Origin of the sequence: Mesorhizobium sp. CC13 (assembly GCF_039907765.1) — a bacterium.
Taxonomy (GTDB): Bacteria; Pseudomonadota; Alphaproteobacteria; order Rhizobiales; family Rhizobiaceae; genus Aminobacter.
In genome coordinates this window covers 1-12,633 of the sequence record NZ_JARDJI010000001.1, presented here as the reverse complement: position 1 = coordinate 12,633, position 12,633 = coordinate 1, and the positions used below count along the sequence as shown (strand labels likewise).

Genomic DNA, 12,633 nt, shown 5'->3' with positions numbered 1-12,633 from the left:
CTAATGGAAAGCTTCCATAGCGCTAATCTTCGAATGCGCTAACCCTCCCAAGGCAGCGCGGAACGTTGCCCCGCGTCTTCGTGCCTTACTGTTGCCGTAACGTCACACTCGGACGGCCCGCAGGTCCGACGCCGCCGATGAGCCCCCACCCATCGGCTTTGCCTGTCTCCCCGCCCGGCTGTATGAACGTCCCGGACGGAGCGAGTCGAACGGATGAACGCGCGGGATCTTGGCATCGTGGTGGGCACCCTGCCCGTCGGCGTAAACAACGCCATCACCGATGTGCCGGGCGTGATGGTCGGGCACCACACGCTGCGCGACGTCGACATCAACACCGGCGTCACCGCCGTGCTCCCGCATGCCGGCAATCTCTATCGCCGGAAGGTGCTCGCCGCCTCGGACGTCATCAACGGCTTCGGCAAGAGCGTCGGCCTGATGCAGGTCGAGGAGCTCGGCAGCATCGAGACGCCGATCCTGCTCACCAACACCTTCGGCATAGGCACCTGCGCCACTGCCCTGATCAGGCAGGCGGTCGCGGCCAATCCCGACATCGGCCGGAAGACGGCGACCGTCAATCCGGTCGTACTCGAGTGCAACGACGGGCCGCTCTCGGACATCCAGGCGCTCGCCGTCACCGAGGAGCATGCGAGGCTCGCCCTTGCCGACGCCAAGGGCGGCGAAGTCCGGCAGGGCAATGTCGGCGCCGGCACCGGCATGAGCTGCTTCGGCTTCAAGGGCGGCATCGGCACCGCCTCGCGCCGGCTACGGCTCGGCGGCCGCGAGCATCACCTGGGGGTGCTGGTGCTGTCCAATTTCGGCCGCGCCGGCGATCTCGTCCTGCCCGACGGGCGGCGCCCCTCGCCGCGCGCCAAGGCCGAGGCCGAGAAGGGATCGGTCATCGTCGTCCTCGCCACCGACGTGCCGATGGATGGCCGCCAGTTGAGGCGCGTGACGCGCCGGTGCGGCGCGGGGCTGGCACGGCTGGGCGCCTTCTGGGGGCACGGCAGCGGCGACATCGCACTGGGCTTCAGCACCGCCGTCAGCCTCGACCACGACGAGACGGCGGATTTCGTCTCCCTCAAGGCACTCAACGAGAACCGCATCGACGAATTGTTCCGTGCAGCCGCCGAAACCACGCAGGAAGCGGTGCTGAATTCCATGTGCGCGGCCGACGCCATGCGCAGCCGCGGCACTTTCCGCCCCTCGCTGGCCGACTGGCTGCGCGGATCCGGCGCCAAGCCGGATTGAGAGCCGGCCCAGGCCGATTTGCTGTCGACAACGAGCGCTGAGCCAACCAGCCGCTTGACCATGCATTAGAAACTGCGCACCTTCGCTCGAAAATGGAGGAAACGGCCCGGTCGTGGGGATGCGATCCGGGCTGCCGAGGGGGAACAATCATGTCCGACCAGGTCGCGGCGCCGCCCGCCACGCGTGCCTTTGCCCGCCAGCCGCTGCCGGCGCGCATCGACTGGCTCAATGTCAGCGGCCTCGCCTTCTATCATCTGGTAGCACTTTACGCCCTGCTGCCCTGGTTCTTCTCCTGGACCGGCGTCATCCTCTGCATTGTCGGCATCTATGTCTTCGGCACGCTCGGCATCAATCTCTGCTACCACCGGCTGCTCACCCATCGTGGCTTCACCTGCCCGAAATGGCTGGAGCACGGGCTGGCGATCATCGCCGTCTGCGCCTTCCAGGACACGCCGGCGCGCTGGGTCGCGGTGCATCGCCGCCATCACGAGCACGCCGACGAGGAGCCCGACCCGCACAGCCCGGTCATCAATTTCCTCTGGGCGCATGTCGGCTGGCTCCTGGTGAAGTCGCCCGACATGGAGCGCATGCAGATCTACGGGCGCTACGCCAAGGACATCGTCCGCGACCCGTTCTACCGCAAGCTCGACAAGCCGCACGTCTATCTAGCCATCATCCTGGCGTCGTGGGCGGTGTTCTTCGGCGGCGGAGCAGCCGCTGGTCTGCTCGCCGGCCAGGGCTCCGGCGGGGCCGTGCAGTTCGGGCTCAGCCTTCTGATCTGGGGCGTGTTCCTGCGCACCGTCATCACCTGGCACATCACCTGGTCGGTCAATTCGGTCACCCATGTCTGGGGCTACCGCAACTACGAGACCGCCGACGACAGCACCAACAACGTGCTCGTCGGATTGCTCAGCAATGGCGAGGGCTGGCACAACAACCACCATGCCGACCCGCGCTCGGCGCGCCACGGCCATCACTGGTGGGAGTTCGACGTGACCTATCTCACGATCCGGCTGCTCGGGCTGCTTGGCCTTGCCGACAAGATCGCCGAGCCACGGCGGCGTGCCGACTGACTGGCACTCGGCTGGAGACCGGCTTCGCCGAAAAAGAAAGCGCCGGCGAAGCTCGCGCTCGCCGGCGATCGCCGAAAAGGTTCGGCCGCTTTGCTAGGCCTGCTTCACGAGCCTCAGCAGCACCAGCAGTATCACAGCGCCAATGGTGGCGTGGATGATTGAGGCGATGATGCCCGAGCCGAGGCTGATGCCGAGCACCGGGAACAGCCAGCCGGCGATCAGGGCGCCGACGATGCCGACCACGATGTTGCCGATCAGGCCGAAACCGTAGCCCTTGACCAGCTGGCCGGCAAGCCAGCCGGCGACGGCGCCGACGATGAGGAAGATGATAAGGCTTTCGATTCCCATGGATCTCTCCTGCTGTTGCCCCTGCCCCGCGCCGGTGGCGCGTCACGCTTGAAGATCAGGCTGTCGCGGTGGTCTGGTCGTCGACGGTCGCGCCCGGCGCGTTCTTCTTGATCGACTCGATCGCCTTCAGCGCCGAGGCCTTGGCCGAATAGCCTTCCGAGCTGAACATGGTCTCGCCGTTGGATGCCTTGAAGCGGAACCGGAATTCGCCGGCCTTGTCCTTGTAGACTTCGAACTTGTACATCGCATTTCCTCGTTGTTGCCGGAGCGCGACTCACACCGGTGAGCAAAGCGTCGCATGATCGGGCCGCGAAAGTCCATGCGGGTTGTGCGGCCACTCGTCCGGCACGCAATGGGCGATCCCGCACCGTCGGGGCGCGCGAATTCGGCACGCCGCCGCGACTGCCCGGCTCCGCCGGACGTCCGCAATCCCATGCGCCGCGCTTCCCCCAAAAGGAAAGGGGCATGGCCGCGTTTGCTGCCATGCCCCTTGGTCGTCCTTTCGCGCTGCGGAGCGCCGGCTCAGGCCGCCCGCTTCCTGGCGATGCGGGCGCGGATGCTCTCGACGTCGGCGCGCGGCGTCGCCGCAAACAGCGTCTTGGTGTAGCTGTGCTGCGGGTTGGAGAAGACCGCGTCGCGGCTGCCATATTCGACCGCCTCGCCGAAATACATCACCATCACCTGGTCGGAGATATAGCGCACCACCGACAGATCGTGGCTGATGAAGACGTAGGTCAGCTTGAACTCGTCCTGCAGGTCGGCAAGCAGGTTCAGCACCTGGGCCTGCACCGAAAGGTCGAGCGCAGAGACCGGCTCGTCCAGCACCAGGAGCTTCGGGTTCAGCATCAGCGCGCGCGCAATCGCGATGCGCTGGCGCTGGCCGCCCGAGAACATGTGCGGATAGCGGTTGTAGTGCTTCTCCTCGAGGCCGACCTTCTTCAGCAGCGTCATCGCCCGGTCGCGACGTTCGTCGGCCGGCGTGTTGGTGTTGATGACCAGCGGCTCGGTCAGGATGTCGCCGATCTTCTGGCGCGGGTTGAGCGAGCCGTAGGGGTTCTGGAACACGATCTGCACCTTGCGGCGCATCTCGGGCGTCATGTCGCCCTTGGCGATGTCGATCTTCTTGCCCTCGATCAGCAGCTCGCCCGAGGTCGCCGGATCGATCAGCGTCAGGATGCGGCCGAGGGTCGACTTGCCGCAGCCGCTCTCACCGACGATGGCCAGCGTCTTGCCCTGCTCGACGGTGAAGCTCACGCCCTTGACGGCGTGAACGGTCCGCGCCTTCTTCAGCAGGCTGCCCGGCACGTGGTAGTCGCGCACGATGTTGCGCGCTTCGAGAATGACGCTCATCGTGCAACCCCTTCCATCTGGTCGTCGACGAACAGTTCCGAGATCGTCGGCAGGCGGTCGCCGGTCGCGTTGTCGGGCAGGGCCGCAAGCAGCGCGCGCGTATAGTTGCTCTTCGGGTTCTCGAACAGCGTCAGCACGTCGGCCTCTTCCATCTTGCGGCCCTTGTACTGCACGACCACGCGGTCGGCGGTCTCGGCCACGACACCCATGTTGTGGGTAATCATGATGAGACCCATCCCGTGCTCGGCCTGCAGTTTCATCAAAAGGTCGAGAATCTGCTTCTGGATCGTCACGTCGAGCGCGGTGGTCGGCTCGTCGGCGATCAGGAGCTTGGGGTTGCAGGCGATCGCGATGGCGATCATGACGCGCTGGCACTGGCCGCCCGACATCTGGTGCGGGTAGGAGCCGAGGCGATCCTCGGGGTCCGGAATGCCGACCGCCTGGAACAGCTCGATCGCGCGCTTGCGGCGCGCGGCCTTGTCGAGACCCATGTGCACGCGCAGCACTTCCTCGATCTGGAAGCCGACGGTGAAGCACGGGTTGAGGCTCGCCACCGGCTCCTGGAAGATCATGGCAATGTCCTTGCCGATGATCTTGCGCCGTTCGGCGGCGGGCATGGAAAGCAGGTCGCGGCCGTTGAAGGTCAGCTTGTCGGCGGTGACGGTGGCGGTCCAGGGCAACAGGCCCATCGCCGCCAGCATCGACACCGACTTGCCCGAGCCGGACTCGCCGACGATGGCGAGAACCTCGCCCTCGTGGACCTTCATCGACACGCCGTTGACGGCGCGGAAGGGACCGGAGGCCGTCTGGAATTCGACGACCAGGTTTTCGATTTCGAGAAGCGCCATCTCAGGACCTCTTCAGCTTCGGGTCGAGCGCGTCGCGCAGGCCGTCGCCCATCAGGTTGATCGCCAGCACGGTGACGAGGATCGCGACGCCCGGAAGCGTCACCACCCACCACTTGCTCTGAATGAACTCGCGGGCCTCGGCCAGCATCGTGCCCCATTCCGGCGTCGGCGGCTGGGCACCCATGCCGAGGAAGCCGAGTGCGGCGGCGTCGAGGATCGCGCTCGAGAACGACAGCGTCGCCTGGACGATCAGCGGCGCCATGCAGTTCGGCAGGATGGTCTTGAACATCAGGCGCATGTTGCCGGCACCGGCGACCTTGGCCGCCACCACGTAGTCGCGGGTCTTTTCGCTCATCACCGCTGCGCGCGCCAGGCGCACGAAATGCGGCTGGTAGACGAGCGAGATGGCGATCATCGCGTTGACCAGGCCCGGCCCGAGGATGGCCACCAGCACGAGCGCCAGGAGCAGCGACGGGAAGGCGAGGATGATGTCCATCACGCGCATGATGGCGGTGTCGACCCAGCCGCGGAAGTAGCCGGCGATGACGCCGAAGATCACGCCGACGACCAGCGACAGCGTCGTCACGATGACGCCGACGAACAGCGAGAACTGGGTGCCGTAGATCAGGCGCGAGAGCATGTCGCGGCCGACGGCGTCGGTGCCGAGCAGGAAGTCGGTGCGGCCGCCCTCCTGCCAGAACGGCGGCACCAGCACCGCGTCGCGGTACTGCTGGGCCGGGTCGTGCGGCGCGATCATCGGCGCGAAGATCGCCAAGAGCACCAGGAAGATGAAGAACACCAGGCCGATGACGGCGCCGCGGTTTTCGGAGAAGTAGTACCAGAACTCGGCCAGTCGCGCCCGGCGGGACGGATCGGTCGATACGGCACTGGTTGCAGCAGCTTGAGACATCGTGCCCTCCTAGTGCCGGATACGCGGATTGATGAGGCCGTAGAGCAGATCGACCGCAAGGTTGACCAGCATGATCACGGCAGCGATCATCAACAGCCCGCCCTGGATGACGGCGTAGTCGCGCCGCGACACGGAATCGACCATCCACTTGCCGATGCCCGGCCAGGAGAAGATCGTCTCGGTCAGGATGGCGCCGGCGAGCATCACGCCGACCTGCAGGCCGACGGTGGTGACGACCGGGATCATGGCGTTGCGCAGGGCATGGATGCCGACGACGCGGAAAGCCGAAAGGCCCTTGGCGCGCGCGGTCCGGACGTAGTCCTCCGACAGCACCTCCAGCATGGCCGAGCGCGTCTGGCGCGCGATGACGGCAAGCGGGATGGTGCCGAGCACGATCGTCGGCAGGATCAGGTGGCTGACGGCCGACTTGAAGGCGCCGGCCTGGCCGGACAGCACAGAGTCGATCAGCATGAAGCCGGTGACGGTCGGGAAGTAGTACATCAGCGAGATGCGGCCGGAGACGGGCGTCCAGCCCAGCATGCCGGAGACCAGCATGATCAGGAGCAGGCCCCACCAGAAGATCGGCATCGAGAAGCCGACGAGGGCCGTGCCCATCATCGCCTGGTCGGCGAAGGAGCCGCGCTTGATCGCGGCGATCACGCCGGCCGGGATGCCCAGCACCACGGCGAAGACGATGGCGCAGAGCGAAAGCTCCACGGTCGCCGGGAAGAGTTCGAAGAACTGGTCGACGACGGGCCGCTTGGTGACGATCGAGGTGCCGAAGTCGCCGCGCACCACGCCCCAGAGATAGTCGAGATACTGGATGACGGTGGGCCGGTCGAAGCCGAGCTGGGCCGAGATTTCCGCGTGCCGCTCCGGCGACATGACGCGTTCGCCGGACAGGAGGGCGACGGGGTCGCCGGGAAGAAGGCGGATGAGGGAGAATGCAATGATGGATACCCCGATGAATGTCGGGATGAGGACGGCGAGCCGTCCCAACAGGTACCGGAGCATGTCAGACCTTTAAGTGAATGTTCCGAGGACTTCGGGCAGGATAGCACAGAAGTGAAGCGGGGCGCTTGCATGGCAAGCGCCCCTCCAAGATCGGGCCTGTTTAGGCGACCTTACTCGACGATGTCAACGCCGTCGAAGGCGAAGTCGCCGAGCGGGCTCTGGACGAAGCCTTCGACGCCCTTGCGCATCGGCACGACCGACAGCGAGTGGTCGAGGGTCGCCCACGGAGCGTCCTTCTTGAACACGACCTGCGCCTGCTCGTAGAGCTTGGTGCGCTCGGCCACGTCGTTGGTCTCCTTGGCCTTGGTCACCAGGTCGTCGAACTCCTTGTTGCACCACTGGGCGCGGTTGTTGCCGCCGACGGCGTCGCAACCGAGCAGGGTGTCGAGGAAGTTGTCCGGATCGCCGTTGTCGCCGGTCCAGCCGAGGATGACGGCGCCGTCACGATCCTTGGCCTTCGACTTGTCGAGATACTCGGCCCACTCGTAGGAGACGATCTCGACCGTGACGCCGACCTTGGCGAAGTCGGACTGGATCAGCTCGGCGGCGCGGCGGGCGTTGAGCATGTAGGGACGCGAAACCGGCATCGCCCACACCTTCATCTTGAGGTCCTTGACGCCGGCTTCCTCGAGCATCTTCTTGGAAGCTTCCGGATCGTACTTATCGTCCTCGACGGCGGTGTTGTACGACCACATCGTCGGCGGGATCGGGTTCTTGGCAGGCGTTGCCGCACCCTGGAACACGGCGTCGACGATGGCCTGCTTGTTGATGGCCATGTTGAGCGCCTTGCGGACCTCGGGCTTGTCGAACGGAGCCTGGGTGGTGTTGTAGGCCAGGTAGGAGACGTTGAGGCCTTCCTGCTCCATCACCTTCAGGTTCGGATCGGCCTTCATCGCGGCCACGTCGGCGGCGTTCGGGAACGGCATCAGCTGGCATTCGCCGGCCTTCAGCTTCTGGAAGCGGACCGATGCGTCAGGCGTGATGGCGAAGACGAGGTCGTCGATCTTCTGCTTGCCGCCCCAGTAGTCCGGGTTGGCCTTGTAGCGGATGATGGCGTCCTGCTGGTAGGCGACGAAGGCGAACGGACCGGTGCCGAGCGGCATCTGGTTCATCTGGTTCATCTTGCCGTCGGCCTGCAGCTTGTCGGCATATTCCTTCGACACGATCGAAGCGAACGGCATCGCGATATTGGCGAGGAACGGCGCTTCCTTGCGGGTCAGGGTGATCTTGACCGTCAGGTCGTCGACCTTCTCGACCGACTTGATGACTTCCGGGAAGCCCATGCCGGCAGCGTATTCCCACGAAGCGCCGGTCACATACTTGTTCCAGGGATTGTCGGCCTTGAGCTGGCGCTCGAAGGAGAACACGACGTCGTCGGCGTTGAAGTCACGGCCCGGCGTGAAGAACTCGGTGGTCTGGAACTTGACGCCCGGACGCAGCTTGAAGGTGTACTCCAGGCCGTCGTCGGAAATCGACCAGCTCTCGGCCAGGCCCGGTTCGGTCTCGGTGGTGCCCTTCTTGAATTCGAGCAGGCGGTTGTAGACGGTGTGTGCAGCAGCGTCGAAGGTCGTGCCGGCAGTGTACAGGCCTGGATCGAAGCCCTCCGGCGAACCTTCCGAGCAGTAGACGAACGTCTTGGCGCTCGCCGCCCCGCTCAGGACGGTTGCAGCCAGCAACGCGGCCGCAAAGGTCGTTTTTTTGAACATTGAACACTCCCTATGATTTTCCCAAGCCCCTACCTGTCAGGCTCGCAGGCGCGCATATAAGCACCGTTTCTCGGCCTTTGGAACTCCCTGCCTACATGCCGCTCGGTAAGCAGAATAATCTACCCACATGTGACTATTTATTAGTAGTTTGTTGCGCGGCGTCACTGGCCGCTCACCAATTTCGACTTGGAAATGTTCTTATTAGAGAAGGCTTCAGCAGCTTGCAGGACGCAGATCTACGTGGCGGGATGCGCGCCTGAGCCAACGTTGCGGCGATCCGAAATTCGCCGGCCCAGCTGACGTTGGGTGATACTTGCCGTTAACGTCAACTGGCAATACAAACACCTACAACATGCCCCGATACGGCACTGTTCTTGCGGCGCCGCGACAGACGAGGGCCAGACCGGCACACCGCCGGAACGATAAGAACAGCAAGGGAGGCTGATTTGGCGAAAACTACCGGCAACACTGGCGCGGCAAAGGGCAAGGCCAAGGCGGCCGAAACCAGGATAGAAACCGCCCCGAAAGCGACGGCGCCGAAGCCGGTGAAGTCGGCCCCGAAGGCCGCATCCAAGCCGGCGGCGACCAAGGCCTCCGCAGCAGCCAGACCGTCCGCCGGGAAATCGGCCAAGGCCGAGCCGGCAAGGGCGGCGCCGGCGGCAAGTGCCGCCGCACCTGCCAAAGCCATGGCCAAGCCTGCCGCGAAGGCCGCCGCTGCCGCAAAGCCGGCAGCCGCGAAGCCGTCGCCCAAGGCGGCGGCCAAGCCCGCAACGAAGGCTCCGGCAAAACCCGCAGCCAAGGCCCCGGCAAAGAAGCCGGCCAAGGTCGAAGCGGCCGCCGCGCCTGCGCCGCTTGCGGCGATTGCCGCAAAGCCGGCGGCCGGCGAAAAGGTCTGGCTGAAGAGCTATCCCGCCAACATGCCGGCCGAGATCGCGCCGCTGGCGCACCAGTCGATCGGCGACCTGCTCGCCGCCGCCTGCCACCAATATGCCGGCCGGCCGGCCTTCTCCTGCATGGGCAAGTCGCTGACCTATGGCGAACTCGACCGCATGTCGACCGCCTTTGCCGCCTGGCTCCAGTCGAAGGGCCTCGCCAAGGGCGCCCGCGTCGCCATCATGATGCCCAACGTGCTGCAATACCCCGTCGTCATGATGGCGGTGCTGCGCGCCGGCTATACGGTGGTCAACGTCAATCCGCTCTACACGCCGCGCGAACTCGAGCACCAGCTCAAGGATTCGGGCGCCGAGGCGATCGTCATCCTCGAGAATTTCGCCACCACGTTGCAGGCGATCGTCGCCAACACCAGGGTCAAGCATGTCGTCGTCGCCTCGATGGGCGAGATGCTCGGCGTCAAGGGCCTCCTGGTCAACTTCGTCGTCCGCAAGGTGAAGAAGCTGGTGCCGGCCTGGTCCCTGCCCGGCCACGTCAGGTTCCTGGCGGCGCTGCACGAGGGCCAGGCCAGGAAGCTGAAGCCCGTCGAGGTGTCGGCAAGCGACACAGCCTTCCTGCAATATACCGGCGGCACGACCGGCATCTCGAAGGGCGCGATGCTGCTGCACTCCAACGTGCTCGCCAACGTCGCCCAGCTCGCGCTCTGGGTCGAGGACGCCTATACCGTCAAGCCGAAGCCGCCGCACCTCACCTTCGTCTGCGCGCTGCCGCTCTACCACATCTTCGCGCTCACGGTGAACGCGCTGATGGGCATGCAGCAGGGCGCGCTCAACGTGCTCATCCCCAACCCGCGCGACATCCCCGGCTTCGTCAAGGAACTGGCGAAATTCCGCTTCAACATCTTCCCGGGCCTCAACACGCTGTTCAACGCGCTGTGCAACAACGAGGACTTCCGCAAGCTCGATTTCGGCGGCCTGATCCTGTCGCTCGGCGGCGGCATGGCGGTGCAGCGGGCGGTGGCCGAGCGCTGGAAGAAGGTCACCGGCAACCACATCACCGAAGGCTACGGCCTGTCGGAGACCTCGCCGGTTGCGACAGCCAACAAGTGCTCGTCGGCCGATTTCACCGGCACCATCGGCCTGCCGCTGCCCTCGACCGACATCGCCATCCGCGACGAGGACGGCCGCGACCTCGCGCTCGGCGAGGTCGGCGAGATCTGCATCCGCGGGCCGCAGGTCATGGCCGGCTACTGGAACCGGCCCGACGAGACCGCCAAGGTCATGACGCCGGACGGCTACTTCAAGTCGGGCGACATGGGCTTCATGGACGAGGCCGGCTACACCAAGATCGTCGACCGCAAGAAGGACATGATCCTGGTCTCGGGCTTCAACGTCTATCCGAACGAGCTCGAGGACGTCGTCGCCCAGCACCCGGGCGTGCTCGAGGTCGCGGCCGTCGGCGTGCCCGACGAGCATTCGGGCGAAGTGCCGAAGCTGTTCGTGGTGCGCAAGGACCCCGACCTCTCGGTCGAGATCCTGCTCGCCTATTGCCGCGAGAACCTCACCGGCTACAAGCGGCCGAAATACATCGAGTTCCGCACCGAGCTGCCGAAGACCAATGTCGGCAAGATCCTGAGGCGCGAGTTGAGGGGCTGAGGCGACTTCGGCTTCCCCGCCGGGCTTTCAGCAGCCTTGGCGGTGAAGCGGTTGTCACAAGCCAGGAGTAGCACGACCCACCAACAACGCCCGTGTAGCGAGGCAAAGAGTGGCTTCCTTTCCTCCATGTTTGCTTGGTCAACGGCTGCCTTGGTCGCGTTGTCTCATCATGCGCAAGCCCAAGAGCTCGGCGGCCCGATCGACTTGGAGCAACTGCGAGGACTGCCCGGCCTCGTGATCGAAGATGGCGCCCAAGGATCGAACACCACGATCATCCGGAAGGGTGGGGTGGAGATACGCCAGACGTTTTCCAACGGCCAAACGCAAACCTTCGGCGTAGACAATAGCGGCCAAGGCGCAATCCTGTGCACTTGGCAAATCTTGATCACAATGAGAGCAGTGATCGATGCCTGCTATGCGAAGGACTATGTCGAGTTGCTTCGCGACCTCGATGAGGACATCGGCAAGATCAACACGTTTATCAGCCAAAACAACCTGACGCCGATTACCAAGCCTGAAGTCGACCGCCAGGAGGCGACGCGAAGCAAGACGCTTGGCGATGAATGGTCCAGAGCACCCTCGGAATCCTGCTCGAACAAGCCAATGCTATCCATGATCAAAGGGCTGGCCGATCTGGGTCGGACCGAAAGAATGAAGCGCCTCGACGAATTTTTGGGAACTCCTCGACCTCCGGTGACCAACCCGTGCCTCTAGGCTACCTGCCTGCGAAGGCAGGCATCGCCTCTCTCACGACGGCAGTTCCGACGTCCGCTTGATGGTCTGGCTCGGCACGTCGGTCTTGACGTTCTGCACGCCCTTGATGCGGCCGAGGTGGCCGGACTAGAAGCGGCGGTACTCGTCGATGTCGGCGGCGGAGATGCGCTCCATTGCATCGCAGTCGCCCGGCATCGGCTAGCATCCCAGCACCCGAGGGAACAGCGAGGCGACTGGCATCAGCAATCTCGCCGTCGAACGGAGCGACATGTGCGTCACGATTCCGATGTTCGGCATGATCGAAAGCCTGAACCTCGGAACCAGCAGCGGAATCGTCCTGGACGAAGTCGCCAAGCAGAGGCGCGAGTATCAAAGCCAGTACAAGTGGCGCGACCATCGCGGCGAGCGCGCGACCCCGACGGTTATCATGCCAAAAATCTAGTTCGTTCATATTCAAAAATGAATGGACGTTACGCCGCTCGGCGCCTTTGCGCGGCTGGCGTGAACTGCTTTTCCACAGGTGGGCGACTTTTTTTGGGGGGCTCAAACCGCCATTCGGTACCGCCGGCAACAATTCCTCCCTGTTGATGCGGCCAAAGCGTTTGTGAACCTACCCCCACCCCTAACCCCTCCCCACAAGGGGGAGGGGGATTCTGCGACACCGCCGTCGCGCCAACTGTTGGCGATCTCGGCCGCAGGGCGGCAAGCAAGTCCCCCTCCCCCTTGTGGGGAGGGGTTAGGGGTGGGGGTATGAGGCCCGTCAAACCCTCGAATCCCTTGCGGCATGAAAGCCTCGGGTGAGACGCCGACGCTGCCAATCTCCCCCCTTGCGGGGGAGATGTCCGGCAGGACAGAGGGGGGTGGGACGGAATGAGA

At 64.7% G+C, this 12,633-nt stretch carries 12 protein-coding genes and 1 pseudogene; 5 read left to right on the top strand and 8 right to left on the bottom strand.

The annotated features are described in order from the left end of the window. Positions 1 to 213 precede the first annotated feature (213 nt). Together PV773_RS00065 and PV773_RS00060 are read left to right on the top strand one after the other, a co-directional pair. On the top strand, positions 214 to 1,248 hold the full coding sequence (locus tag PV773_RS00065) for a P1 family peptidase (protein WP_347964376.1): 1,035 nt from the start codon (positions 214 to 216) through the stop codon (positions 1,246 to 1,248). Between the two features lie 149 nt (positions 1,249 to 1,397). Then, positions 1,398 to 2,321: a fatty acid desaturase gene (locus tag PV773_RS00060; RefSeq protein WP_347964375.1), complete on the top strand. Its 924-nt coding sequence runs from the start codon at positions 1,398 to 1,400 to the stop codon at positions 2,319 to 2,321. Positions 2,322 to 2,414: 93 nt separating this feature from the next. Here the strand turns inward: PV773_RS00060 and PV773_RS00055 are convergent, their stop codons facing one another. The 7 genes from PV773_RS00055 to PV773_RS00025 form a co-directional block, all read right to left on the bottom strand. Then, positions 2,415 to 2,669, bottom strand: a complete 255-nt coding sequence (locus PV773_RS00055; RefSeq protein WP_340036266.1) for a GlsB/YeaQ/YmgE family stress response membrane protein — start codon at positions 2,667 to 2,669, stop codon at positions 2,415 to 2,417. 55 nt (positions 2,670 to 2,724) lie between these two features. Continuing rightward, entirely contained in the window at positions 2,725 to 2,913 is a 189-nt protein-coding gene (locus PV773_RS00050) for a YegP family protein (protein ID WP_347964374.1), read from the bottom strand. A 278-nt stretch (positions 2,914 to 3,191) separates the two neighbouring features. Further along, a complete protein-coding gene (locus tag PV773_RS00045) occupies positions 3,192 to 4,019 on the bottom strand; it encodes a dipeptide ABC transporter ATP-binding protein (protein ID WP_347964373.1) in 828 nt (275 codons plus the stop codon). Further along, positions 4,016 to 4,867: an ABC transporter ATP-binding protein gene (locus tag PV773_RS00040; RefSeq protein WP_347964372.1), complete on the bottom strand. Its 852-nt coding sequence runs from the start codon at positions 4,865 to 4,867 to the stop codon at positions 4,016 to 4,018. The genes PV773_RS00045 and PV773_RS00040 overlap by 4 nt, the downstream gene beginning before the upstream one ends. 1 nt (position 4,868) lies before the next feature. Then, complete coding sequence (locus PV773_RS00035; protein WP_347964371.1) at positions 4,869 to 5,777, bottom strand: ABC transporter permease subunit; 909 nt, start codon at positions 5,775 to 5,777, stop codon at positions 4,869 to 4,871. A 9-nt stretch (positions 5,778 to 5,786) separates the two neighbouring features. Next, positions 5,787 to 6,791: an ABC transporter permease subunit gene (locus PV773_RS00030; protein ID WP_347964370.1), complete on the bottom strand. Its 1,005-nt coding sequence runs from the start codon at positions 6,789 to 6,791 to the stop codon at positions 5,787 to 5,789. Positions 6,792 to 6,901: 110 nt separating this feature from the next. Beyond that, positions 6,902 to 8,497 carry an ABC transporter substrate-binding protein gene (locus tag PV773_RS00025; protein WP_347964369.1) on the bottom strand — a complete coding sequence of 532 codons (1,596 nt, stop codon included), beginning with the start codon at positions 8,495 to 8,497 and terminating at the stop codon, positions 6,902 to 6,904. Between the two features lie 509 nt (positions 8,498 to 9,006). Between PV773_RS00025 and PV773_RS00020 the strand changes: the two genes are divergently transcribed. After that, positions 9,007 to 11,043 (top strand): long-chain-fatty-acid--CoA ligase, encoded by a 2,037-nt coding sequence (locus tag PV773_RS00020; protein WP_347964899.1) that lies wholly within the window; start codon positions 9,007 to 9,009, stop codon positions 11,041 to 11,043. Positions 11,044 to 11,169: 126 nt separating this feature from the next. Further along, positions 11,170 to 11,757, top strand: a complete 588-nt coding sequence (locus PV773_RS00015) for a hypothetical protein (protein WP_347964368.1) — start codon at positions 11,170 to 11,172, stop codon at positions 11,755 to 11,757. A gap of 33 nt (positions 11,758 to 11,790) precedes the next feature. Here PV773_RS00015 and PV773_RS00010 read toward each other — a convergent pair. Continuing rightward, positions 11,791 to 11,976, bottom strand: a pseudogene (locus PV773_RS00010) (Lrp/AsnC ligand binding domain-containing protein); the annotation flags it as partial. A 49-nt stretch (positions 11,977 to 12,025) separates the two neighbouring features. Between PV773_RS00010 and PV773_RS00005 the strand changes: the two are divergent. Next, the gene (locus PV773_RS00005) at positions 12,026 to 12,199 is read left to right on the top strand and encodes a hypothetical protein (RefSeq protein WP_347964367.1); all 174 of its coding nucleotides are present in this window, start codon (positions 12,026 to 12,028) and stop codon (positions 12,197 to 12,199) included. Positions 12,200 to 12,633 lie beyond the last annotated feature (434 nt).

Excerpts from the sequence above, each read along its gene's own strand:
- PV773_RS00035 (WP_347964371.1), bottom strand. The coding sequence starts at position 5,777 with ATGTCTCAAGCTGCTGCAACCAGTGCCGTATCGACCGATCCGTCCCGC.
- PV773_RS00045 (WP_347964373.1), bottom strand. The coding sequence starts at position 4,019 with ATGAGCGTCATTCTCGAAGCGCGCAACATCGTGCGCGACTACCACGTG.
- PV773_RS00015 (WP_347964368.1), top strand. The coding sequence starts at position 11,170 with ATGTTTGCTTGGTCAACGGCTGCCTTGGTCGCGTTGTCTCATCATGCG.
- PV773_RS00005 (WP_347964367.1), top strand. The coding sequence starts at position 12,026 with ATGTGCGTCACGATTCCGATGTTCGGCATGATCGAAAGCCTGAACCTC.
- PV773_RS00065 (WP_347964376.1), top strand. The coding sequence starts at position 214 with ATGAACGCGCGGGATCTTGGCATCGTGGTGGGCACCCTGCCCGTCGGC.
- PV773_RS00040 (WP_347964372.1), bottom strand. The coding sequence starts at position 4,867 with ATGGCGCTTCTCGAAATCGAAAACCTGGTCGTCGAATTCCAGACGGCC.
- PV773_RS00050 (WP_347964374.1), bottom strand. The coding sequence starts at position 2,913 with ATGTACAAGTTCGAAGTCTACAAGGACAAGGCCGGCGAATTCCGGTTC.
- PV773_RS00055 (WP_340036266.1), bottom strand. The coding sequence starts at position 2,669 with ATGGGAATCGAAAGCCTTATCATCTTCCTCATCGTCGGCGCCGTCGCC.
- PV773_RS00060 (WP_347964375.1), top strand. The coding sequence starts at position 1,398 with ATGTCCGACCAGGTCGCGGCGCCGCCCGCCACGCGTGCCTTTGCCCGC.
- PV773_RS00030 (WP_347964370.1), bottom strand. The coding sequence starts at position 6,791 with ATGCTCCGGTACCTGTTGGGACGGCTCGCCGTCCTCATCCCGACATTC.
- PV773_RS00025 (WP_347964369.1), bottom strand. The coding sequence starts at position 8,497 with ATGTTCAAAAAAACGACCTTTGCGGCCGCGTTGCTGGCTGCAACCGTC.